Annotated in this window: 19 protein-coding genes; 14 read left to right on the top strand and 5 right to left on the bottom strand. The window is 65.7% G+C overall.

Annotated features, from left to right (window positions below; translation table 11 throughout):
- The first annotated feature begins 146 nt into the window (after positions 1 to 146).
- The 5 genes from solA to ACTIF2_RS13350 all read left to right on the top strand — a co-directional run bounded on the left by solA (position 147) and on the right by ACTIF2_RS13350 (position 5,989).
- Positions 147 to 1,289: an N-methyl-L-tryptophan oxidase gene (gene solA, locus ACTIF2_RS13370; protein ID WP_439497564.1), complete on the top strand. Its 1,143-nt coding sequence runs from the start codon at positions 147 to 149 to the stop codon at positions 1,287 to 1,289.
- A 59-nt stretch (positions 1,290 to 1,348) separates the two neighbouring features.
- A complete protein-coding gene (locus ACTIF2_RS13365) occupies positions 1,349 to 2,251 on the top strand; it encodes a DMT family transporter (RefSeq protein WP_439497563.1) in 903 nt (300 codons plus the stop codon).
- Positions 2,252 to 2,262: 11 nt separating this feature from the next.
- A complete protein-coding gene (locus ACTIF2_RS13360; RefSeq protein ID WP_439497562.1) occupies positions 2,263 to 3,450 on the top strand; it encodes a multidrug effflux MFS transporter in 1,188 nt (395 codons plus the stop codon).
- Positions 3,451 to 3,560: 110 nt separating this feature from the next.
- Positions 3,561 to 4,160 carry a TRAP transporter small permease subunit gene (locus tag ACTIF2_RS13355; protein ID WP_439497561.1) on the top strand — a complete coding sequence of 200 codons (600 nt, stop codon included), beginning with the start codon at positions 3,561 to 3,563 and terminating at the stop codon, positions 4,158 to 4,160.
- A gap of 152 nt (positions 4,161 to 4,312) precedes the next feature.
- Entirely contained in the window at positions 4,313 to 5,989 is a 1,677-nt protein-coding gene (locus ACTIF2_RS13350) for a TRAP transporter large permease (protein WP_439497603.1), read from the top strand.
- 199 nt (positions 5,990 to 6,188) lie between these two features.
- On the opposite strand, the gene ACTIF2_RS13345 is transcribed toward ACTIF2_RS13350, so the two are convergent.
- The 3 genes from ACTIF2_RS13345 to ACTIF2_RS13335 all read right to left on the bottom strand — a co-directional run bounded on the left by ACTIF2_RS13345 (position 6,189) and on the right by ACTIF2_RS13335 (position 9,205).
- Positions 6,189 to 6,563, bottom strand: coding sequence for a hypothetical protein (locus tag ACTIF2_RS13345; protein ID WP_439497560.1), 375 nt, complete (start codon positions 6,561 to 6,563; stop codon positions 6,189 to 6,191).
- A gap of 176 nt (positions 6,564 to 6,739) precedes the next feature.
- Positions 6,740 to 7,834, bottom strand: a complete 1,095-nt coding sequence (locus ACTIF2_RS13340; protein WP_439497559.1) for a TRAP transporter substrate-binding protein — start codon at positions 7,832 to 7,834, stop codon at positions 6,740 to 6,742.
- A 285-nt stretch (positions 7,835 to 8,119) separates the two neighbouring features.
- The gene (locus ACTIF2_RS13335) at positions 8,120 to 9,205 is read right to left on the bottom strand and encodes a TRAP transporter substrate-binding protein (RefSeq protein WP_439497558.1); all 1,086 of its coding nucleotides are present in this window, start codon (positions 9,203 to 9,205) and stop codon (positions 8,120 to 8,122) included.
- A gap of 346 nt (positions 9,206 to 9,551) precedes the next feature.
- Between ACTIF2_RS13335 and speB the strand changes: the two genes are divergently transcribed.
- The 3 genes from speB to ACTIF2_RS13320 all read left to right on the top strand — a co-directional run bounded on the left by speB (position 9,552) and on the right by ACTIF2_RS13320 (position 12,495).
- Complete coding sequence (gene speB / locus ACTIF2_RS13330) at positions 9,552 to 10,604, top strand: agmatinase (protein ID WP_439497557.1); 1,053 nt, start codon at positions 9,552 to 9,554, stop codon at positions 10,602 to 10,604.
- Positions 10,601 to 11,086: an Lrp/AsnC family transcriptional regulator gene (locus ACTIF2_RS13325; RefSeq protein ID WP_439497556.1), complete on the top strand. Its 486-nt coding sequence runs from the start codon at positions 10,601 to 10,603 to the stop codon at positions 11,084 to 11,086. The genes speB and ACTIF2_RS13325 overlap by 4 nt, the downstream gene beginning before the upstream one ends.
- 164 nt (positions 11,087 to 11,250) lie before the next feature.
- Complete coding sequence (locus ACTIF2_RS13320) at positions 11,251 to 12,495, top strand: MFS transporter (RefSeq protein WP_439497555.1); 1,245 nt, start codon at positions 11,251 to 11,253, stop codon at positions 12,493 to 12,495.
- 1 nt (position 12,496) lies between these two features.
- On the opposite strand, the gene ACTIF2_RS13315 is transcribed toward ACTIF2_RS13320, so the two are convergent.
- Entirely contained in the window at positions 12,497 to 13,117 is a 621-nt protein-coding gene (locus ACTIF2_RS13315; RefSeq protein WP_439497554.1) for a TetR-like C-terminal domain-containing protein, read from the bottom strand.
- A 102-nt stretch (positions 13,118 to 13,219) separates the two neighbouring features.
- Here ACTIF2_RS13315 and ACTIF2_RS13310 point away from each other — a divergent pair, with 102 nt between their 5' ends.
- The 5 genes from ACTIF2_RS13310 to ACTIF2_RS13290 all read left to right on the top strand — a co-directional run bounded on the left by ACTIF2_RS13310 (position 13,220) and on the right by ACTIF2_RS13290 (position 17,302).
- Positions 13,220 to 13,447, top strand: a complete 228-nt coding sequence (locus ACTIF2_RS13310) for a hypothetical protein (protein WP_439497553.1) — start codon at positions 13,220 to 13,222, stop codon at positions 13,445 to 13,447.
- 140 nt (positions 13,448 to 13,587) lie between these two features.
- On the top strand, positions 13,588 to 14,808 hold the full coding sequence (gene rocD / locus ACTIF2_RS13305; RefSeq protein ID WP_439497552.1) for an ornithine--oxo-acid transaminase: 1,221 nt from the start codon (positions 13,588 to 13,590) through the stop codon (positions 14,806 to 14,808).
- Between the two features lie 221 nt (positions 14,809 to 15,029).
- Entirely contained in the window at positions 15,030 to 15,809 is a 780-nt protein-coding gene (locus ACTIF2_RS13300; protein ID WP_439497551.1) for a transporter substrate-binding domain-containing protein, read from the top strand.
- Positions 15,810 to 15,878: 69 nt separating this feature from the next.
- Positions 15,879 to 16,589: an ABC transporter permease gene (locus ACTIF2_RS13295; protein WP_439497550.1), complete on the top strand. Its 711-nt coding sequence runs from the start codon at positions 15,879 to 15,881 to the stop codon at positions 16,587 to 16,589.
- The gene (locus ACTIF2_RS13290) at positions 16,586 to 17,302 is read left to right on the top strand and encodes an ABC transporter permease (RefSeq protein WP_439497549.1); all 717 of its coding nucleotides are present in this window, start codon (positions 16,586 to 16,588) and stop codon (positions 17,300 to 17,302) included. Before ACTIF2_RS13295 ends, ACTIF2_RS13290 begins: the two co-directional genes overlap by 4 nt.
- Before the next feature lie 7 nt (positions 17,303 to 17,309).
- Here ACTIF2_RS13290 and map read toward each other — a convergent pair whose 3' ends face one another.
- Positions 17,310 to 18,062: a type I methionyl aminopeptidase gene (gene map / locus ACTIF2_RS13285; protein WP_439497548.1), complete on the bottom strand. Its 753-nt coding sequence runs from the start codon at positions 18,060 to 18,062 to the stop codon at positions 17,310 to 17,312.
- Positions 18,063 to 18,270: 208 nt separating this feature from the next.
- Between map and ACTIF2_RS13280 the strand changes: the two genes are divergently transcribed.
- Positions 18,271 to 19,497 (top strand): AAA family ATPase, encoded by a 1,227-nt coding sequence (locus ACTIF2_RS13280; RefSeq protein WP_439497547.1) that lies wholly within the window; start codon positions 18,271 to 18,273, stop codon positions 19,495 to 19,497.
- Positions 19,498 to 19,994 lie beyond the last annotated feature (497 nt).

The raw sequence follows: 19,994 nt of genomic DNA, 5'->3' as shown, positions 1-19,994 counted from the left end.
TCTCCTACGGGCAGCGGACAGCCGCCGCGCGACGTTCCGTCACGCAAGAACAGCGCAGCCGGCCGGCCCTGGCGAGCATGGACCCTGCCGGAGCCTGCCGCTAAAGCTCAAGCCGTGCCGTTTCCCCTCCCTTTGAGCTTCGGGCGATGACCAGCCATAGCTATGACGTGATCGTCGCCGGTGTCGGCGCCATGGGCTCCGCCGCCTGCTGGCACCTGGCACGCCGCGGGCTGAAAGTGCTCGGGCTCGAGCGCTACGATCTCGGCCATGCGATGGGCTCCTCCCACGGCATGACCCGGATCATCCGGCTCGCCTATTTCGAGGGCTCGCATTACGTGCCGATCGTCCGGCGCGCGCATCAGCTCTGGCAGGAGACCGGCACGGAAGCCGGCATGCAGCTCCTGCACGTCACCGGCTCGCTCGACCTCGCGCCGGAAGGGGCCGGACCGGTCGAATCCTCTCAGCAATCCTGCCTCGATCACGGGCTGGCGCATGAGCTGCTCGACGGCCCGGAGATCACCCGGCGCTTCCCGGGCTTCAGCCTGCCGGCCGGGCATGTCGGGCTCTGGCAGCCGGATGGCGGCTTCGTCGCCTCGGAAAAGGCGATCTATGCCCATGTCGGGCTCGCCCAATCGCGCGGCGCCGAGATCCGCACCAACGAGCCGCTGCTCGACTGGACGCCGACCGCGCAGGGCGGCGTCGTGGTGCGCACCGAGCGCGGAACCTATTCGGCCGGGCGGCTGGTGATCACCTCCGGCGGCTGGATCGCCGACGCGGTGCCGGCGCTCGCGACACAGGTCTCGACCGTGCGCCAGGCCATCGGCTGGTTCACGACGCGGCGGCCGGAACTCTACCGCCCCGACGCGTTTCCCGTCTTCATCCTCAGCGTCGAGGAAGGCACCTTTTACGGCTTCCCGCTCTACGAGCATCCCGGCTTCAAGCTCGGCGGGCCGCATTTCGGACGCGAGCCGATGGACCCGCGCGAGCCCGACCGGACGCCGAGCCCGCGCCAGGTCGCGCTGATCCGCGAATGCCTGGCACGCTACCTGCCCGACGCCGCCGGCGAGCCGCTCAGCCTGAAGGGCTGCGTCTACACGGTGACGCCCGACGAGGGTTTCGTGATCGACGCCGTTCCGGGCGCGCCGCAAGCGGTCTTCGCCTCGGCCTGCTCCGGCCATGGCTTCAAATTCGCCAGCGCCATCGGCGAGATCCTCGCCGACCTCTCCACCTCCGGCCAGTCGGCCTTCGACCTCGCCCCCTTCTCGCTCAGCCGCTTCGCGGCGACGTGAGCCGCCACAGGTCCGCGCAAGCCGCCGCAGGGACCCAGTGACGCCACCAGGATCATGCCTTGGCCAGCTCAGCCGATAATCGCCGCGGGATCATCGCCATGCTGCTGGCGATGCTGTTCTTCACCTGCAACGACGCCCTGATGAAGCTCGCCCGCGAGGCCTTCCCGGTCGGCCAGGCGCTGGCGATGCGCGCGATCTTCGCGGTCTCGATCACGCTGGCTCTGGTCTGGCTCTCCGGAGACGGGCGCAAGATCGGCGAGGCCCTGCAGCCGCTCGTGCTGCTGCGCGGCGCGCTCGAGGCCAGCGTGGCCCTGATCTTCATCTGGTCGCTGGCCATGCTGCCGCTCGGCAACATCACCGCGATCCTGATGGCCTCGCCGCTGATCATCCTCGTCATCGCCGTCGCATCCGGCATCGAGAAGGTGGGCTGGCGGCGCTCGCTCGCGGTGCTGGTCGGCTTCGCCGGCGTGCTGGTGGTGATCCGGCCGACGCCGGAGCACATGAACATCGCGGCGATGGCGGCGCTCGCCAGTTCGGTCCTGGCGGCGCTGCGCGATCTCGTCACCCGCGGCATCGGCAACCACATCCCCTCGACGGTGATCTCGCTCGCTGCGACGATGATCGTCGGCCTCTCGGCCGCCGGACTCGGCCTGTTCGAAAGCTGGGTCTCGATCCAGCGCCTGGAAACCGTCTATCTCGGCGGCGCGGCGCTGCTGGTCGCGCTCGGCAGCCTGTTCATCGTCAACGCCTTCCGGCGGACCGATGTCGGCGTGATCTCGGGCTACCGCTATTCCGGCGTCGCCTTCGCGGTGGCGATCGGATACCTGGTCTGGGGCGACATTCCCGATTTCTGGGCCATGACCGGCATCGCCCTGATCGCCGGCAGCGGGCTCTACACCTTGCATCGCCAGCGCGTCCGCCCGGATTCGAAGCTGAAGATCGAGGGCGCGCCGCCGCCATGACGCCGAAGCACATGACGCCCAAGCCTGTGGCCAAGCCCTCCCTGCTCGTCCTCGTCGCGATCTCGACGCTGCAGCCGATCGCGCTCAACCTGCTCGCCCCGGCGACGCCGGCGCTGGCGCGCCATCTCGGCGCCAGCTACGCCACGATCCAGCTGACGCTGACGCTGTTTCTCGTCGCGGTGGCGCTGACGCAGCTGATCATCGGCCCGCTCTCGGACAGGTTCGGGCGGCGGCCCTGCGTCAATGCCGCGATCGTGCTCTTCGTGCTCGGCTCGATCCTCGGCGCGCTGGCGCAATCGACCGGGACGCTGCTGCTCGCGCGCGTGCTCGAAGGCGCCGGCGCCGGCACTGTCTTCGCGCTGGCCCGCGCCATCATCCGCGATACCGCAAGCCGCGACCAGGCGGCGAGCCAGATCGCCAGCGTCACCATGGTGATGGTGGTGGCGCCGATGATCGCGCCCTATCTCGGCGGCCATATCGAGACCTGGTTCGGCTGGCGCATGATCTTCTGGGGCCTGACCGCGGTCGGCGTCATCGTGCTGCTGCTGACCGTGGCGCGCCTGCCGGAGACCGCGCCGAGCGTCGGCGTGAAGACCTCGCTGCTCGGCATCTTCCGCGCCTTTCCCGATCTCGTCGTCGACCGGGGCTTCGTCGTCAACGTCATCGCCCTCTCGATGACCTCGGCGGCGTTCTTCGCCTTCATCGCGGCGGCGCCCTTCATCGTCGTCGAAACCATGGGCCGGGGCGCGGATGTCTATGGCGCCTATTTCATGCTGAACGCGCTCGGCTACATGATCGGCAACTTCGCGATGTCGCGGCTGGCGGTGCGGCTGGGCGCCGCGCCGATGGTGAAGCTCGGGCTGGTCATCTCCTTCGTGGCGACGGGCGTCGGGCTGGCGCTGTCGTTCAGCCCGTACTGGACGCCGCTGGCCCTCTTCCTGCCGCTCGCGGTCAGCTCGGTCGGCAACGGGTTGACGATCCCCGGCTCGACCGCCGCGGCGCTTTCAGCCAAGCCGGAACTGGCCGGATCGGCGGCGGGCCTGATGGGTGCGATCCAGCTCGGCGCGGGGGCGCTCGCGACCGTGCTGATCAGCTGGCTGGTGACGGTCTGGCCGCAATCGCTGGTCGCGATGATGTGGCTGATGATGGTGGTCGGGCTGGTTTCGTTGCGTTTCCTGAAGTCAGCGCGCAACACCTGATCCACCGCTTAGACGTTTGCCTAATCTTGTGCTGGCCATGGCCATCGTATAACAGCGCGACATGACGCTCATGCAATGGGCGCATTCGTGGGTTCCAGGAGAGAGCGGGCGTGCAAGGGCTTCTGAAGATCAGCCGCATCATCGATGCCATCAACGGCCAGATCGGCAAGAAGGTCGCGTGGCTGATCCTGCTCGCCGTCATCGTCGCGACGGTCAATGCGATCATCCGCAAGGTCTTCAACGTCTCGTCGAATGCCTGGCTGGAGCTGCAATGGATGCTGTTCGGGGCGGTCTTCCTGCTCTGCGCGTCCTGGACGCTGCAGGTGAAGGAGCACATCCGCATCGATATCGTGAACAACCTGCTGCCGAGGCGTGTCAGGCAGTGGATCGAGCTGCTCGGCCACCTGTTCTTCCTGCTGCCGCTCTGCCTGCTGATGGTCTACCATTCCTGGCCGTTCTTCTGGCGCTCCTACGCGGTCAACGAGCAGTCGCTGTCGGCCGGCGGCCTGGCGCAATGGCCGGCCAAGGGCCTCGTCATCATCGGCTTCTTCCTGCTCCTGGTGCAGGGCATTTCCGAGGTGATCAAGCAGATCGCGATCATGCGCGGCATCATCGAGGATGACGACGCAGCGGGCGGTCACGCCGCTGCGGCAGAGGCGGAGGCGCTGCGCCTCCTCGAGCAGGCCAAGGCCCAGGGCCTGGCTTCGTGAGCACCCAAGACACGTTCCGGAAACCGTCGATGACCGCATTCCGCCTCCCGCGCACCGCCGGGCTCCTGCTCGCGCTCACGCTCGCGGCCTTCTTCAGCCTGCATACCGGCGACGCCCAAGCGGCCGGGCTCGGCGATTTCCTGCGCGTCAACATGGCGCCGGTGATGTTCGCCGCGCTCGTCGTCTTCCTGCTGCTCGGCTATCCGGTCGCCTTCGCGCTCGCCGCCAACGGCCTGCTCTTCGCGCTGGTCGGCATCGAGCTCGGGCTCTTCCAGGAAAACTTCCTGCAGGCGCTGCCGGAGCGCATCTACGGCACGATGAACAACGACGTGCTGCTCGCCATCCCGTTCTTCACCTTCATGGGGCTGGTGCTGGAGCGCTCGGGCATGGCCGAGGACCTGCTCGACACGATCGGCCAGCTCTTCGGGCCGATCCGCGGCGGCCTCGCCTATGCGGTGATCTTCGTCGGTGCCCTGCTCGCGGCCACGACCGGCGTGGTCGCGGCCTCGGTGATCTCGATGGGCCTGATCTCGCTGCCGATCATGCTGCGCTACGGCTATGACCGGCGCCTGGCCTCGGGCGTGATCGCGGCCTCCGGCACATTGGCGCAGATCATCCCGCCCTCGCTCGTCCTGATCGTGCTGGCCGACCAGCTCGGCCGCTCGGTCGGCGACATGTATGAGGGCGCCTTCATTCCCGGCCTGGTGCTGTCGGCGCTCTATGCCGGCTACGTCTTCCTCGTCACCATCGTCTACCCGAAGCGGGCGCCCGGCCTGCCGCCGGAGGCGCAGACGCTGCGCGACGCCGACGGCAAGACGCGGCGCTTCTCGCTGCTCGTGGTCGCGGTGATCTCGCTGGCGGTCGCCTATGGCTACATGAAGCTCTACACCAAGATGACGGCCGGTGCCGATTTCGTGGTGCTAACCATGTCGATCATGGTCGCCGTCTCGCTGGTGATCGCGCTCGTCAACCGGCTGCTGAAGCTCAACCTGCTGTCGCGCATGACCGAGCAGGTGATCTTCGTGATGGTGCCGCCGCTGGCGCTGATCTTCCTGGTGCTCGGCACGATCTTCATCGGCGTCGCGACGCCGACGGAGGGCGGCGCGATGGGCGCGGCCGGCGCGATCCTGCTCGCCTTCTCCAAGCGCCGCCTCACCTTCGAGCTCCTGAAGCAGGCGACGGAATCGACCGCCAAGCTCTCGGCCTTCGTGCTCTTCATCCTGGTCGGCGCGCGCGTGTTCTCGCTGACTTTCTACGGCGTCAACGGCCATGTCTGGGTCGAGCACCTGCTGGTCGGCCTGCCGGGCGGCGCGACGGGCTTCCTGATCGTCGTCAACGTGATGGTGTTCCTGCTCGCCTTCTTCCTCGACTTCTTCGAGCTCGCCTTCATCGTCGTGCCGCTGCTCGGGCCCGCGGCGGAGAAGCTCGGCATCGACCTGATCTGGTTCGGCGTCATCCTCGGCGTGAACATGCAGACGAGCTTCATGCACCCGCCCTTCGGCTTCGCGCTGTTCTTCCTGCGCTCGGTCGCGCCGAAGATCCGCTACAAGGACAAGGTCACGGGCAACATGATGGATCCCGTCACGACCGGCCAGATCTACTGGGGCGCCGTGCCTTTCGTGGTGATCCAGTGCATCATGGTCGCGCTGGTCGTGCTCTTCCCGCAAATGGTGATGCACTACAAGTCATCGGCCATCCAGCTCGACCAGAAGGCGATCGACAAGCAGTTCGACTCGATCCAGATCCCGGGCTTCGACAGCGGCGGGAGCGGTGGCGGCGGCTTGCCGGGGCTCGACCTCAACGCGCCGCCGAAGCTCAATCTGAACTGAGCTCACTTCGCCTCGGAGAAGGGGAACTCCGTCATCCCGGCCAAGCCGCGTCAGCGGCGCAGAGCCAGGATCCATGCCGGAACGCAGACCTCAAAAGGCTCAGGAATGGATCCCGGGTCTCCTTTCGGTCGCCCGGGATGACCGCCGCGTTTACGGTTTGCCGCCGTTTTCCGTTCCGCGTCCGCGCGGCCCGAAACCTTCAGCGATAGAAGCGGTCGCCAAAGCCCCTGTCGGTGACCACCCCGCCGCGCACCACGGAGCGGACCGGGCCGAGGCTGGTCTCACCACGCGCCTCGAGCTGCACGGCCGCGCCCACGGCCGAGCCGGAGCGGTTGTTGGAGCTCTTGCCGAACTCGGCGGCGACCGAGCCGCTGGCCCGCACACAGAGCGACGAGCCATCGAGCTTGACGAAGCCGGGCCCGTATTCGGGGCATGGCCGCGCCGCCGGCGCCGGGGCGGCGGGCATGCGCTTGGCGTTGACCGGCCCGCGCCCCGGAATCGGCTCGCCGATGGACTGCGCCATCGCGGGCGCGGCGAGCATGACGGCGGCGAGGCTCAGGAGCAGGCGCGACATGGCGGAGGTCCCTCGGGAATTCTGCAAAGACGTGCGGATCATGCACGCAAATCACGATCGACGCCAAACACGGCAAGGCGATGGCGCCGCAGCCGGCGCCGAAACGAAAAACCCCGGCCTTGCGGCCGGGGTTCGACAGGCATCGAGTTGGCCGGAAATCCGGCCGGTCGCTCTTTTCAGAGCTGATTGGCCGCGCGCGCGCGGATCAGGAAATTGTCGTAGCTGTATTCGGCGATCTGGAACCAGAGATACTGGTCGCCGCGGAAAGCCGACATCGCCTCGTAGATCTTCTTGAACTCGGGGTTCTTGGCCGAGGTCTCGGCATAGACCTCCTTGGACGATTTCAGGCAGGCTTCCATGATCTCCTGCGAGAACGGCCGCAATTGCGCGCCCGCGCCGACGAGACGCTTGAGTGCAGCCGGATTGCGAGCGTCGTATTTCGCCTGCATGTCGACATTGGCGAGCGCGGCGGCCGTCGTCAGGATCGACTTGTAGATCTTCGGCAGCCCGTCCCATTTCTCCGTGTTGATGAAGAAATGCAGCGCGGCGCCACCCTCCCACCAACCCGGGTAATAGTAGTAGGGCGCGACCTTGGCGAAGCCGAGCTTCTCGTCATCGGCCGGCCCGACCCATTCGGCGGCGTCGATCGTGCCCTTCTCGAGCGCCGGATAGATGTCGCCGCCCGCGATCTGCTGCGGCACGACGCCGAGCCTGCTCACCACCTGGCCAGCGAAACCGCCGATGCGCATCTTGACGCCCTGCATGTCGGCGACGGTCTTGATCTCCTTGCGGAACCAGCCGCCCATCTGGCAGCCGGTATTGCCGCCCGGCACCGCGTAGATGTTGTGCTTCTTGTAGAACTCGTTGAGCAGCTCGTTGCCGCCGCCATGGTAGAACCAGGCGTTCTGCTGGCGGGCGTTCAGCCCGAACGGCACCGCGGTGCCGAAGGCGAAGGTCGGGTCCTTGCCGACATAATAATAGGACGCCGTGTGGCACATCTCGACCGTGCCATTGGTGACCGCATCGGCCGCCTGCAGACCGGGAACGATCTCGCCGGCGGCGAAGGGCTGGATCTGGAACTTGCCGTCAGTCGCTTCCGACACCGCCTTGGCGAGAATCTCGGACGCGCCATAAATCGTATCGAGCGATTTCGGGAATGACGACGTGACCCGCCATTTCACCTCGGGCATCGATTGCGCGATCGCCGGACTGGCAATCGCTCCCGCGGCAGCCCCCGCCCCGGCCACCTTCAAGAACTGACGACGCTTCATATGGATGGATCCTCCCCTCAGAGAATGTTCGGCGCGCCGGTTGACCCGGCTTTGCGCGCTCACCCAACAAAAGCACGTCTCGCAAAGAGTGCAAGGGAAAAAGCATACCCCCCATGCGCTCACCGCAAGTTAGACAGTTTCCATTCTGCCGAACAGCGCTCTTTCGGGGTATCGGCGTCGATTTGCGCGCGCCACGCGAACGCTTGCGGCGCAAATAAAAAGCCCGGCTCGCGCCGGGCTTTCTGATCTCTCCGGCCGAAGTCTGGCCAGCTGGCGACGGGCGCTTCAGCGGGACCGCGAACGGACCTGGAAGACGTCGAAGGTGAGCTCCGCAACCTGCCACCAGAGATACTGGTCGCCACGGAAGGCGGCCATGGTCTCGATCGCCTTCTTGAAGTCCGGGTTCTTAGCCGAGATCTCGGTGTAGAGTTCGTTCGAGGCCTTGAGGCAGGCTTCGAGGATCTCCTGCGAGAACGGGCGCAGCTGGGTGCCGGCGCCGACGAGACGCTTCAGGGCCGGCGGGTTCACCACGTCGTATTTCGCGGCCATCTGCGTGTTGGCATAGGTGCAGGCGGCGGTCAGCGCGGCCTGATAGGCCTTGGGCAGCGCGTTCCACTTCTCGAGATTGATGAAGGCGTGGACCGTCGGGCCCCCTTCCCAGAAGCCGGGATAGTAGTAGAACGGCGCGACCTTGGCGAAGCCGAGCTTCTCGTCGTCATAGGGGCCGACCCATTCGGCACCGTCGATCGTGCCCTTTTCCAGCGCCGGATAGATGTCACCGCCGGCGAGCTGCTGCGGCACGACGCCGAGCTTGGCGAGCACCTGGCCGGCGATGCCGCCGATGCGCATCTTCAGGCCCTGGAGATCGGCGACCGTCTTGAATTCCTTGCGGAACCAGCCGCCCATCTGCGCGCCGGTATTGCCGCAGGGAATGCCGTAGATGTTGAACTTCTTGTAGAACTCGTTGAACAGCTCGTTGCCGCCGTTCTGGTAGAGCCAGGCGTTCTGCTGACGCGCGTTGAGGCCGAACGGCACCGAGGCGGCAATGGCGAAGGTCGGGTCCTTGCCGACATAGTAATACGAGACGGTGTGGCACATCTCGATCGTGCCGTTGGTCACCGCGTCGGCGGCCTGCAGACCGGGAACGATCTCGCCGGCGGCGAAGACCTGGATCTGGAACTTGCCGTCGGTCAGCTCGGAGACCATCTTGGACATGATCTCGGCGCCGGCATAGATCGTGTCGAGCGACTTCGGGAAGCTCGAGGCGAGACGCCACTTCACTTCAGGGTTCGACTGGGCCACCGCGGGGGCGGCGACGGCGGTAGCGGCGGCGCCTGCGGCAGCGGCCTGGATGAATTGACGACGCTTCATGGTGGACATCTCCTCGGATTTTCGACTTTGCGATGCGCAGGCGGGTTCGATCCCGTCACTGGGAACTTTCAAGGACAACACTGGCGTGATGCGCGGTTGATCTCGGCGGACACATTGGGTTGGCCCAATTTCCCGGCCCTGCCGCCAATCTATACTTGCTCGCCAACCGATCTTTGCACAAAATTTGCGCAGCTCTCCCCAAACGTTACATCACCGTCAACCAACACAGATGCCTCGACAATTGCGCCGGAGGCATGGCACGGCTGCGCAGGAAGCGCATGGTACTTTCGCGGGGCCCGGTCAACCTCCGATCGCGCAATGGCGACGAAATGATGAGAGGCGCGAGATGAACCAGGACAAGCTCGAGGCGCTGAGGGCGCGCTATGCCGGGGCGAGCGGCGCCGATATCCACGACCCGCGCTTCGCCAAGGTCGCCGCCGACCAGTTCAAGGGCGACAGGCGCAAATGGCCGTTCTCCGATGTCGCGACCTTCATCAGCGCGCCCTACCGGCCGGACGCCCTGGGCAAGCCCGATCTCGGCGGGCTCGACGTCGCGATCATCGGCCTGCCGATGGATCTCGGCGTCACCAACCGGGCCGGCACCCGGCTCGGGCCCCGGGCGGTGCGCGCCGTCGAGCGCATGGGCCCGATGGACCATGTGCTGGGCACGGCGCCATTCGGCATGCTCAAGGCCGCCGATATCGGCGACGTGCCGTTCCGCTCACGCTATTCGCTGGAAAGCTGCCACGAGGATATCGAGGCGACCTTCAAGGCGATCGTGAAGGCCGGCGTCTCGACGCTCGCCGTCGGCGGCGATCATTCGATCACCTATCCGATCCTCAAGGCCGTCGGCGAGAAGCGGCCCGTCGGCATGGTCCATATCGACGCGCATTGCGACACGTCGGGACCCTATGAGGGCTCGAAATTCCACCATGGCGGCCCGTTCCGGCAGGCCGTTCTCGACGGCGTGCTCGATCCCGAGCGCGTCATCCAGATCGGCATCCGCGGCGGCGCGGAGTATCTCTGGGAGTTCTCCTATGAATCCGGCATGACCGTGATCCATGCCGACGAGGTCGACCGGATGGGGCTGGACGCCGTCATCGCCAAGGCGCTCGACGTGATCGGCGACGGGCCGACCTATGTCTCCTTCGACGTCGACTCGCTCGATCCCGCCTTCGCGCCCGGCACCGGCACGCCCGAGGTCGGCGGGCTGACTCCGCGCGAGGCGCTCGCGATCCTGCGCGGACTGAAGGGCCGCGACATCGTCGCCGCCGACGTGGTCGAGATCGCGCCGCAATATGACGCCACCTCGAACACCGCCCAATGCGCGGCGCAGGTCCTGTTCACCGAGCTCTGCCTGATCGCGGAGGCGCGCGCCGCCGGCAAGGGCAGGCCGTGAAGCGCAAGCCGGTCAACCTCGACGCGATCGACCGCAGGATCGTCGCGATCCTGCTCGCTGAGGGCCGCATCACCAATCAGGCGCTCTCGGAACGGGTCGGGCTCTCGGCCCGGCCCTGCCTCGAGCGCGTCCGCAAGCTCGAGGCCTCGGGCCTGATCCAGGGCTATGGCGCGCGGCTCGCGCCGGAACTGGCCGGACACGCCATCGTCGCCTTCGCGCAGATCTCGCTGCGCGACCATTCGGTCGGGCGGCGCGAGCGGGTCGAGAAGGTGCTGAAGGCCTGTCCGGATGTGGCCGAGGTCCAGGTCGTCAGCGGCGAGGCCGATTACCTCGCGCGCATCGTGGCGGGGTCGCTCGCCGCCTATGAGGAGCTGACCGGAGCCTGGCTGGCCGATTCTCAGCTCGGCATCGCCAGGATCGCGACCACCTTCGCGCTCAAGGCGCTGAAGGAGTTCGAGGGCTATCCGCTGGCGGAGCCGTAGACCGGCAACTCGCCAAGCACCTTGTCATGAACTCACGTCATACCGCCTGCGCTCACGCAGCGTTGAGCGCCGAATCCCTTGCATAGAGCGCATGCGGGCGCCATTATGTTGCGATGCAGCGTAACCATCGCGCCGCAGCACAATCTCATCGTCGGACCGACATCATGACACTCTCCAAGCCGGGAGACGCAGCGACGCGCCCAGGCGCGCCCTTTCCCGGAACGACGCAACCGACAGGCCTCATCCTCTTCGCGCTCGCGATGGGCGGCTTCGCGATCGGCACGGCCGAGTTCGCGGTGATGAGCCTGCTGCCCTATTTCTCGGCCGGCCTCGGCATCGACGAGCCGTCGGCCGGCCATGTGATCAGCGCCTATGCGCTGGGCGTGGTCGTCGGCGCGCCTGTCATCGCGGTGCTAGCGGCTAAGGTCTCGCGGCGGACGCTGCTGATCGGGCTGATGACCGTCTTCGCCATCGCCAACAGCCTCTCCGCGCTGGCGCCGTCCTATGGCTGGATGATGGGTTTCCGCTTCCTGAGCGGCCTGCCGCACGGCGCTTATTTCGGCGTCGCGGCGCTGGTCGCCGCCTCGCTGGTACCGGCCAACCGCCGGGCCCAGGCCATCGCGCGGGTCATGCTCGGACTGACGATCGCGACCATCCTCGGCGTGCCCTTCGCCAACTGGATGGGCCAGGCGCTCGGCTGGCGCTGGGGGTTCGGCGTCGTCGCGGCGCTGGCGCTGCTCACCGTCGCGCTGGTGACCGCCTTCGCGCCGAAGGATCGCCCCCATCCCGGCGCGAGCCCGCTGCGCGAACTCGGCGCGCTCAAGCGCCGGCAGGTTTGGCTGACACTGGCGATCGGCGCCATCGGCTTCGGCGGCCTCTTCGCCGTCTATACCTATCTCGCCTCGACCCTGCTCGAGGTGACGCGGGTTGCGCCCGGAATGGTGCCGGTCGTGCTGGCGATCTTCGGCGCCGGCATGACGGTCGGCACGCTCGCCGCCGCCTGGGCGGCCGACCGGGCGCTGATGCCCTCGATCGCCGCCATCCTGCTGTGGAGCGCCGCGTCACTCGCCCTGTTCCCGCTCGCGGCCGGCAATATCTGGACGATCTCGCTGGTGGTCTTCATGATCGGCTGCGGCGGCGGCCTCGGCACGCCGCTGCAGACCCGCCTGATGGACGTGGCCGAGGATGCGCAGACGCTGGCCGCCGCGCTCAACCACAGCGCCTTCAACACCGCCAATGCGCTCGGGCCCCTGCTCGGCGGCATGGCGATCGCCGCCGGTTATGGCTGGACGTCGACCGGTTGGGTCGGCTGCGCGCTGGCGCTCGGCGGCCTGGCGATCTGGCTCGTGGCTCTGTGGGACATGCGTGCGGGCAAGACGGGCGGGGCCGCGCTCGTCGCCGGCGAATAGCTCAGGGGCGGGACGGCGCCGCAATCAGGCGCATGGCTGGCGCGATCGCCATACGCCCCTCCTCCAGCCGGTCGGTCAGGACATAGTACCAGTTGAAGCCGATATAGAGACCGAGCCGCATCGCGACCTCGGCCGGAGCGAACTCGCCGCGCCCGGCGGCCTTTTCGAACAGCATCAGCAGATGCTGCGTCCGCTCGGGCAGGAATTTCGCCCGCAGCGTCTCGAGCGCCCCCTCGTTCGACTGCGCCTCGGCGATCAGGGCGCGAAAGGTGCGGCCGGAAGGCGTGGAGCCCCAGAAATCCCAGAGCCGCCCGGTATAGACCGTGAGATCATGCGCGAGGTCGTCGGTGACAGGTGCCTGCAAGGCCGCCGCCTTCTCGGCCGCGTAGACATCCATCAGCAGATCGGCCCGCGTCTTCCACCAGCGATAGATCGTCGGCTTGCCGGCGCCGGCAAGCCGCGAGACGGCATCGATCGAGAAGCCGGCATAGCCGCCCTCGGCCAGGACCGCGCGCGCCGCGGCCAGGATCGCCGCCTGCGATGCCGGATTGCGGCGGGCGCCGATCGAGGCGCGGCGTGGCGCTGGGCTCGGGGCGCCGTCGGGCAGGATGTCGTCATTCATGGCCGGACACTCATCCCACTTGCACAACGAAGGCCTTGCATAACGAAACGGGTCGTTTATATCAACACAACGAAACGGAACGTTTCGTTTATGGAGACATCGATGCCTGCCTCTTCCCGCCGTTCCCGCCTTCCGCCGCTGGTTCTGCGGCTTCGTTTCCTGGTGACGCTGATGCTCGGCGCCTATGCGCTGATCAACCTCATCCTGCTCGCCCTGTCGCCGTTCACGCCCGGTTGGCCGATCTGGGCGGTCACGGCGCTCGCCGTCCCGCCGATGGTGCTCGGCATGGTCTATCTCGTGATCCCGTTCGCGCGTCGCGGAACGGCATGAGCGCCAGGCAAGCCCGGTAGAGGTGAGCACGAGACTGTCCGCTTCTGTCGCGCCCACAGCAGAATCGGCTGCATTCCGGCGCCACCGCAGCCTTTCCGGGCCGGTCCATCGGCCTAGGCTCGGGCAAAAGGGAGCCGATCATGGATGCCATCAGCCGCGAACGCGAGGTCTGCGCCGCCAATTACGCGCCGCTGCCGATCATGCTCTCGCATGGCGAGGGCGTCTGGCTGACCGACACCTCCGGGGTGAAACGCCTCGACATGATGAGCGGCTATTCGGCCGTCAGTCTCGGCCATGGCCATCCGCGCATCCTCAAGGTGCTGAACGAGCAGGCGCGCAAGCTCGCCGTCACTAGCCGGGCCTTTCACAGCGAGCCGCTCGGCCCCTTCCTCGCCAAGCTCTGCGCCATCGCCGGACAGGAGATGGCGCTGCCGATGAACACGGGCGCCGAGGCCGTCGAGACCGCGATCAAGGCGGCGCGGCGCTGGGGCTACCGGGTCAAGGGCATTGCGCCCGGCAAGGCCGAGATCATCGTCGCGGCCGGCAATTTCCACGGCCGCACCACGACGATCGTCGGCTTCTCCTCGGATGAGAGCTATCGCGACGGTTTTGGGCCCTTTACGCCCGGCTTCGTCAGCGTGCCCTTCGGCGACGCGGCCGCGCTCGAGGCGGCGATCACGCCGCATACGGCGGCGATCCTGATCGAGCCGATTCAGGGTGAGGCCGGCATCGTCATGCCGCCCGCCGGCTACCTGACGCGGCTGCGTGAGCTTTGCGACGAGAGGAACGTCCTTCTCATCCTCGACGAGATCCAGTCCGGCCTCGGCCGCACCGGGCGCTGGTTCGCCCATCAGCACGAGGGGGTGCGGCCCGACGGGCTGATCGTCGGCAAGGCGCTCGGCGGCGGCGTCTACCCGGTCTCGGCCTTTCTCGCCTCGCGCGCAGTCATGGGCCTGTTCGAGCCCGGCTCGCATGGCTCGACCTTCGGCGGCAATGCGCTGGCGGCCGCGATCGGGCTCGAAGCGCTCACCGTGATCGAGGAGGAGCGCCTCGTGCAGCGCTCGGCCGAGCACGGCGCTCACATGAAGCAGCGCCTGGCCGCGATGACGCAGGGGATCGCCCGTGACGTGCGCGGCGCCGGATTGTGGATCGGCGTCGATATCGACCCGGAAGCGGGTTCGGCCAAGACCATCGTCAAGGCGCTGGCCGGCGCCGGCGTCCTGACCAAGGAGACCCACGACACGGTGATCCGCTTCGCGCCGCCCCTGACGATCAGCCGCCAGGAGCTCGACTGGGGGCTCGACCGTTGCGAGGCGGTCTTCGGCAGCCTCGCCCGCCATACTGGGGCCGCCGCGGCGTGAGCACTGCGGCAGCCGGAAAGGCCCGCCCCTCGGGGCCGCGCTGGCAGGTCGAGAAAATACTCAACAATTTCATCGCCTTGCCGCGCCTGAACTTTAGTCCTACGCGCTCAGAAAAGCTGCATTGCCCCACTTGCGGGCAAGGCACAGGATCGCACAATCTGTCGGCACGAGCCGGGACGGAAACCAGAAACGCCCGACCGGCCGAATCCGTGGGAGGTATCATGAAAGCTTTCGTGCGTTTGCTCGCCGCCGCCGCTCTGACGGCTATTGGCGCCACCGGCGCCCTTGCCCAGGCGAAGGAGTGGAAGGAAGTCCGGATCGGCACCGAAGGCGCCTACCCGCCCTATAACAACCTCAATGCCAAGAAGGAGCTGGAAGGCTTCGAGATCGATTACGGCAACCTCGTCTGCGAGAAGATGAAGGTGAAATGCACCTGGATCGTCCAGGACTGGGACGGCATCATCCCGGCGCTGCAGGCCAATAAATACGACATCATCATCGCCGGCATGAACGCGACCGACGAACGCAAGAAGCAGGTCGACTTCACCACCGTCTACAGCAAGACGCCGATCTGGATGGTGGGGCCCAAGACCACGACCTCGACCGACATCTCGCCGGCGGCCCTCAAGGGCAAGGCGATCGGGACGCAGGGCTCGACCATCCACGCCAATTTCCTCGAGAAATTCTACAAGGATTCCAACCCGCGCCTCTATCCGACGCAGGAAGAGGTCAATCTCGACCTGATCAACGGCCGCCTCGACTATGTGGTCGCGGACGCGCTCGCGCTGTCGGATTTCCTGAACGGCCAGGGCAAGGAATGCTGCAAGCTGATCGCCGAGGTGAAGCGCGACGATGCCATCCACGGTCCGGGTGTCGCCGGCGCGGTGCGCAAGTCCGACACGGCCCTCAAGGCGATGTTCGACAAGGCGATCGCCGAAACGCTGGCCGACGGCTCGCAGAAGAAGCTCGAGGAGAAGTGGTTCAAGTTCGCCGCCAAGTAAGGCCACCGGCCTAACGACCCTCGCCGGCGACCGACGCCGGCGGGGCCCCTCCTCCCGGGCCGGCCCTCCATGCTCGACAAGTTCGCACTCCTTGGTTTCGGTCCGGGCGGCTGGGGGCTCGCCCTCCTGCAGGGCGCAGGCACCACCATCTCGGTCGCGCTCGCGACCCTGCCCTTCGGCCTGGCGCTCGGCCTCGTCATCGCGCTGTGGAAGCGCTCCGACAGCGCAATTCTGCGGTGGCTGGCGACGGTTTACACCACCGTCTTCCGCGGCGTGCCCGAGCTGCTCACGCTCTACATCATCTATTTCGGCATCCAGGTCCTGATGCAGAAGCTCTGGACCGGCTTCTCGATCCCGCCCTTCGGCGCCGGCATGGTCGCGCTCGGCCTGGTGCTCGGCGCCTTCTCCAGCGAGGTCTGGGTCGGCGCCCTGAACGCGATCCAGAAGGGCCAGCGCGAGGCTGCCTCGGCGCTCGGCCTGTCGAAACCGCAGGCCTTCCGGCTCGTCGTCTTCCCGCAGCTGATCCGCGTCGCGCTGCCGGGCCTCGGCAACAACTGGATGGTGCTGCTCAAGGAAACCTCGCTCGTCTCGGTGATCACGCTGCAGGACATCATGTTCATCACGACGCGCGCGAACGTCGTGACCAAGGAGCCGTTCCTGTTCTTCGGCGCGGCGATATTGCTCTATTTCTTCTTCTCGCTGATCTCCGCCTGGGGCATCGGCAAGCTCGAGCAGCGCACCAATCGCGGCTATGCCGCCTTCGGCGGGACGACGCGATGAACTGGTGCGAATATCCCGGCTACCTGATCGGCAGCGAGGTCCTGCAGAACTACGGCTGCCGCATGGCGAGCGGCCTGTGGATCACCTTCGAACTGGTGGCGATCTCGGTGACGCTGGGCTTCGTGCTGGCGCTCGGGCTCGCCATCACCCGGCTCTACGGGCCGCGCTGGGCGCAGCTCGCGATCAACGGCTACACCACCTTCTTCCGTGGCACGCCGCTGCTCTGCCAGCTCTTCCTGGTCTATTACGGACTCGGCCAGTTCCGGGTGTTCTGGCAGGATGTCGGCCTGTGGTGGTTCTTCCGCGAGCCGTTCTATTGCGCACTCTTCACCTTCACCATCAACACCGCCGCCTACCAGGCCGAGATCCTGCGCGGCGCGATCCAGTCGATCCCGCGCGGGCAGTTCGAGGGCGCCCTGGCGCTCGGCCTGCATCGCTGGGCGACGCTACGCCGGGTGATCCTGCCGCAAGCGATGATCCTGGCGCTGCGGCCGCTCGGCAACGAATTGATCGTGATGATCAAGTCGAGCGCGATCGTATCGCTGGTGACGCTGTTCGACCTGATGGGCGCGACGCGGCTCGCCTTCGCCCGATCCTTCGACCTGTCGATCTATCTCTATGCGGCGCTGATCTATCTCGTCCTGGTCGAGGTGATCCGGCGGGTCTGGGACAAGCTGGAACTCAGGCTGACAAGGCACATGGCGCTGCGCTGAGCGGCGTTCAGCCCGGCAAGGTCAGGATCAGCGGGCCGTTCGCGGTCGCGACGACGGTGTGCTCGTATTGGACGGTCGGCGCGCGCGGCTCGGAATAGAGGGTCCAGCGGTCGTCGCCTTCATGCTCGGCCCAGTCCGCTCCCAGCGACAGGAAGGGCTCGACGGTGAAGACCAGACCCTTTGGCATGGTGCGGCGCTCGGAGCGTTCGGGCCAGGTCGCGATCTCCTTCGGCTCCTCATGCAGCGAACGGCCGATGCCGTGGCTGGCGAGGTTGCGGACCAGCGTATAGCCATTCTTCTGCGCGAAGCGGCCGACCGCCTCGCCGATCCCGGCGAGCGGCTTGCCGGCCCCGACCTGGCCGAGCCCGGCCCAGAGCGCCCGCTTGCCGTCGCGGCACAGCCGCTCGACCCGGCGATCGACCGGCGGCACAGCGAACGACGCTCCGGTGTCGGAATAATAACCGCCCTTCTCGGCCGAGACGTCGATATTGACGAGATCGCCGGCCGCGATCCTGCGATCGCCCGGTACGCCGTGGGCGACCTCCTCGTTGATGCTGATGCAGGTGGCGCCGGGGAAGCCGTAGACGGTCTCCGGCGCGGAGCGCGCACCCTGCTTTTGGAGAATGTCGCGGCCGATCGCATCGAGCTCGGCCGTGGTCATGCCCGGCTCCAGCGCCTTGCCCATCGCCGCCAGCGTGCCAGCGACGATGCGGCCGATCTCGCGCAGGCCCTGCAACTCGTCGTCATTGGTGATCGTCATGCCGGGTTCCTGCCGGATTTCCGCAGGGCGGGCAAGGCGTCGGGATGCCGGGATGCCGGGTAGTGTCTCAGTTTGAAATTTGAGCCTGCGCTAAAAAGCAAAGGCCCCGCCAAAGCGGGCCGAGCGTGCAGCGATGGCGCGCCTATTGAGTGATATTGCCTCCATATTGAGAATCTAATACACTCTTACGCGGCGGATGGAGCAGAACATGCGAGCGATTCGAGAAACAGACTGGAAAGCGCTCAGGAGCGAAGTCTTAGAGACATTCACTCCTGGGCCGCCAATTAACGAGGTAGCCGAGTTCGCCGGGCGCAAGGCGATAATTCAGAGGCTACAGGACATAGCTATCGAGAGAGCCCGGCACGCCATCATCTTCGGCGAAAGGGGCGTTGGAAAGACGTCGCTTGCCAATATTTTCTATAAGGATTTGAACTCTTCAACGCGCGTAGTCCGAGAAATTGCCGTAGACGCCGACAGCCTAGACAGCTTCGATAGCCTTTGGCGTAAGGTTTTCAGGCGCATCCGTTGGCCGGGAGACGATTCGAATCTTGATACTTGCTATCCGGGCCCCATCGAGCCGGATCACGTCTTTCTTGAACTGGCTCGATTTGGCCAGAACGAAGCTCCTATCATCATCATTGATGAGTATGACCGGATTACCGATGAGAACTGCCGCATTTTGATGACAGACCTGATAAAGGCGATGACGCGATTGCCCAATAACCCGACGCTAATTCTTGTTGGCGTTGCCGACAACATTCTTCAGTTAGTACGAGATCATGGGTCAATCCATCGTAATCTTGTCCAAGTCCCGATGGACCGAATGAACGGCGACGAGATCAAGGACGTCATTTCGACCCGCGTGCGGCGCTTACGGATGAAGATCACGGACGACGCGCTCTGGCGAGTGGCTTACTTCTCCGCTGGCCTGCCATTCTATGCGCACTCAATCGGCAAATATGCGGCGCTGCGGGCGGTAGAAAAACAAAGCATCAATATAGATGAGAGCTTAGTACTTGCCTCACTGGCAGATTGCATTGCCGATGTCGATTACACTGTCGCCGAATCATACACTCGCGCGACTGAGAAAATCTATCGAAAGGGCAACATCTTTGCCCAAGTCCTTGCGGCTTGCGCGCTAACCGAGAACAATGACTTGGGACAGTTCACCGCCGCATCCGTGGAAGGGCCTCTCAGCAAAATCATGGGCGAGCAATTTGAAGTTCCGGCGTTCTCATTTCATCTTAACCAGATGACGAACCCGGAGCGTGGCAATGTCCTTAAAAAGACAGGGGCGCGCCGTACGTTTCAGTATCACTTTGCCGAGCCCGCAATGCAGCCCTATATCATCATGAAAAGCCTGCAAGATGGTGTTCTCAGTAGAGAGGTATTCGAACAGTTCTACGTCAAACGCCAGAAGGCGTTCGCCATCTAATTTTGGCAGTCTTACGGACGATTTCGGCACGCCGTTCCGACACCATGCTCTCGGCGCGTTTTTACCATCGTTAGCGCCGCCAAAGACCTTCGCTACTCTGCTATCTTCCTTGATGTCATCTCGACCTCGCCCGCCGCAATGCGCACGATGTGGACAGCGTTGCCGATCACATCGGCGGGACGCTTTTCGCCTTTGGGGCCTTTAGGTATGAGGCTTTTCCTCGAACATCGTACGCAACAGGCGGCTCAACTCAGCCCCGTTTTGCCCACCCTTTAGATATGCGTCTACGGGTAGCCGCTCAGTGCCCTCGTCGGTGCCTTTTGACACCCGATAGGCATTGGTATGTGACCATGAATGCTCGACGTAAAGCTCGTTGGCATCTGTGTCGAAAACGAGATGCCACCAGTCCTCCCGCTCGGCCAGCGCGCCTTTGGCGTGCGACTCCAACTGTCTTGTTAGTTTTGGCACTGCCTGCTCCATGCTTCCCGCTAAGCATA

The sequence above is a fragment of the Allobosea sp. genome (assembly GCF_051860145.1).
In the GTDB taxonomy this organism is placed as follows: Bacteria; Pseudomonadota; Alphaproteobacteria; order Rhizobiales; family Beijerinckiaceae; genus Allobosea.
This window is presented reverse-complemented; position numbering and strand designations above follow the sequence as displayed.

Excerpts from the sequence above, each read along its gene's own strand:
- ACTIF2_RS13295 (WP_439497550.1), top strand. The coding sequence starts at position 15,879 with ATGCTCGACAAGTTCGCACTCCTTGGTTTCGGTCCGGGCGGCTGGGGG.
- ACTIF2_RS13300 (WP_439497551.1), top strand. The coding sequence starts at position 15,030 with ATGAAAGCTTTCGTGCGTTTGCTCGCCGCCGCCGCTCTGACGGCTATT.
- map (WP_439497548.1), bottom strand. The coding sequence starts at position 18,062 with ATGACGATCACCAATGACGACGAGTTGCAGGGCCTGCGCGAGATCGGC.
- ACTIF2_RS13350 (WP_439497603.1), top strand. The coding sequence starts at position 4,313 with ATGGCGCCGGTGATGTTCGCCGCGCTCGTCGTCTTCCTGCTGCTCGGC.
- ACTIF2_RS13340 (WP_439497559.1), bottom strand. The coding sequence starts at position 7,834 with ATGAAGCGTCGTCAGTTCTTGAAGGTGGCCGGGGCGGGGGCTGCCGCG.
- rocD (WP_439497552.1), top strand. The coding sequence starts at position 13,588 with ATGGATGCCATCAGCCGCGAACGCGAGGTCTGCGCCGCCAATTACGCG.
- ACTIF2_RS13315 (WP_439497554.1), bottom strand. The coding sequence starts at position 13,117 with ATGAATGACGACATCCTGCCCGACGGCGCCCCGAGCCCAGCGCCACGC.
- ACTIF2_RS13360 (WP_439497562.1), top strand. The coding sequence starts at position 2,263 with ATGACGCCCAAGCCTGTGGCCAAGCCCTCCCTGCTCGTCCTCGTCGCG.
- ACTIF2_RS13320 (WP_439497555.1), top strand. The coding sequence starts at position 11,251 with ATGACACTCTCCAAGCCGGGAGACGCAGCGACGCGCCCAGGCGCGCCC.
- ACTIF2_RS13335 (WP_439497558.1), bottom strand. The coding sequence starts at position 9,205 with ATGAAGCGTCGTCAATTCATCCAGGCCGCTGCCGCAGGCGCCGCCGCT.
- ACTIF2_RS13290 (WP_439497549.1), top strand. The coding sequence starts at position 16,586 with ATGAACTGGTGCGAATATCCCGGCTACCTGATCGGCAGCGAGGTCCTG.
- ACTIF2_RS13310 (WP_439497553.1), top strand. The coding sequence starts at position 13,220 with ATGCCTGCCTCTTCCCGCCGTTCCCGCCTTCCGCCGCTGGTTCTGCGG.
- speB (WP_439497557.1), top strand. The coding sequence starts at position 9,552 with ATGAACCAGGACAAGCTCGAGGCGCTGAGGGCGCGCTATGCCGGGGCG.
- ACTIF2_RS13345 (WP_439497560.1), bottom strand. The coding sequence starts at position 6,563 with ATGTCGCGCCTGCTCCTGAGCCTCGCCGCCGTCATGCTCGCCGCGCCC.
- ACTIF2_RS13280 (WP_439497547.1), top strand. The coding sequence starts at position 18,271 with ATGCGAGCGATTCGAGAAACAGACTGGAAAGCGCTCAGGAGCGAAGTC.
- solA (WP_439497564.1), top strand. The coding sequence starts at position 147 with ATGACCAGCCATAGCTATGACGTGATCGTCGCCGGTGTCGGCGCCATG.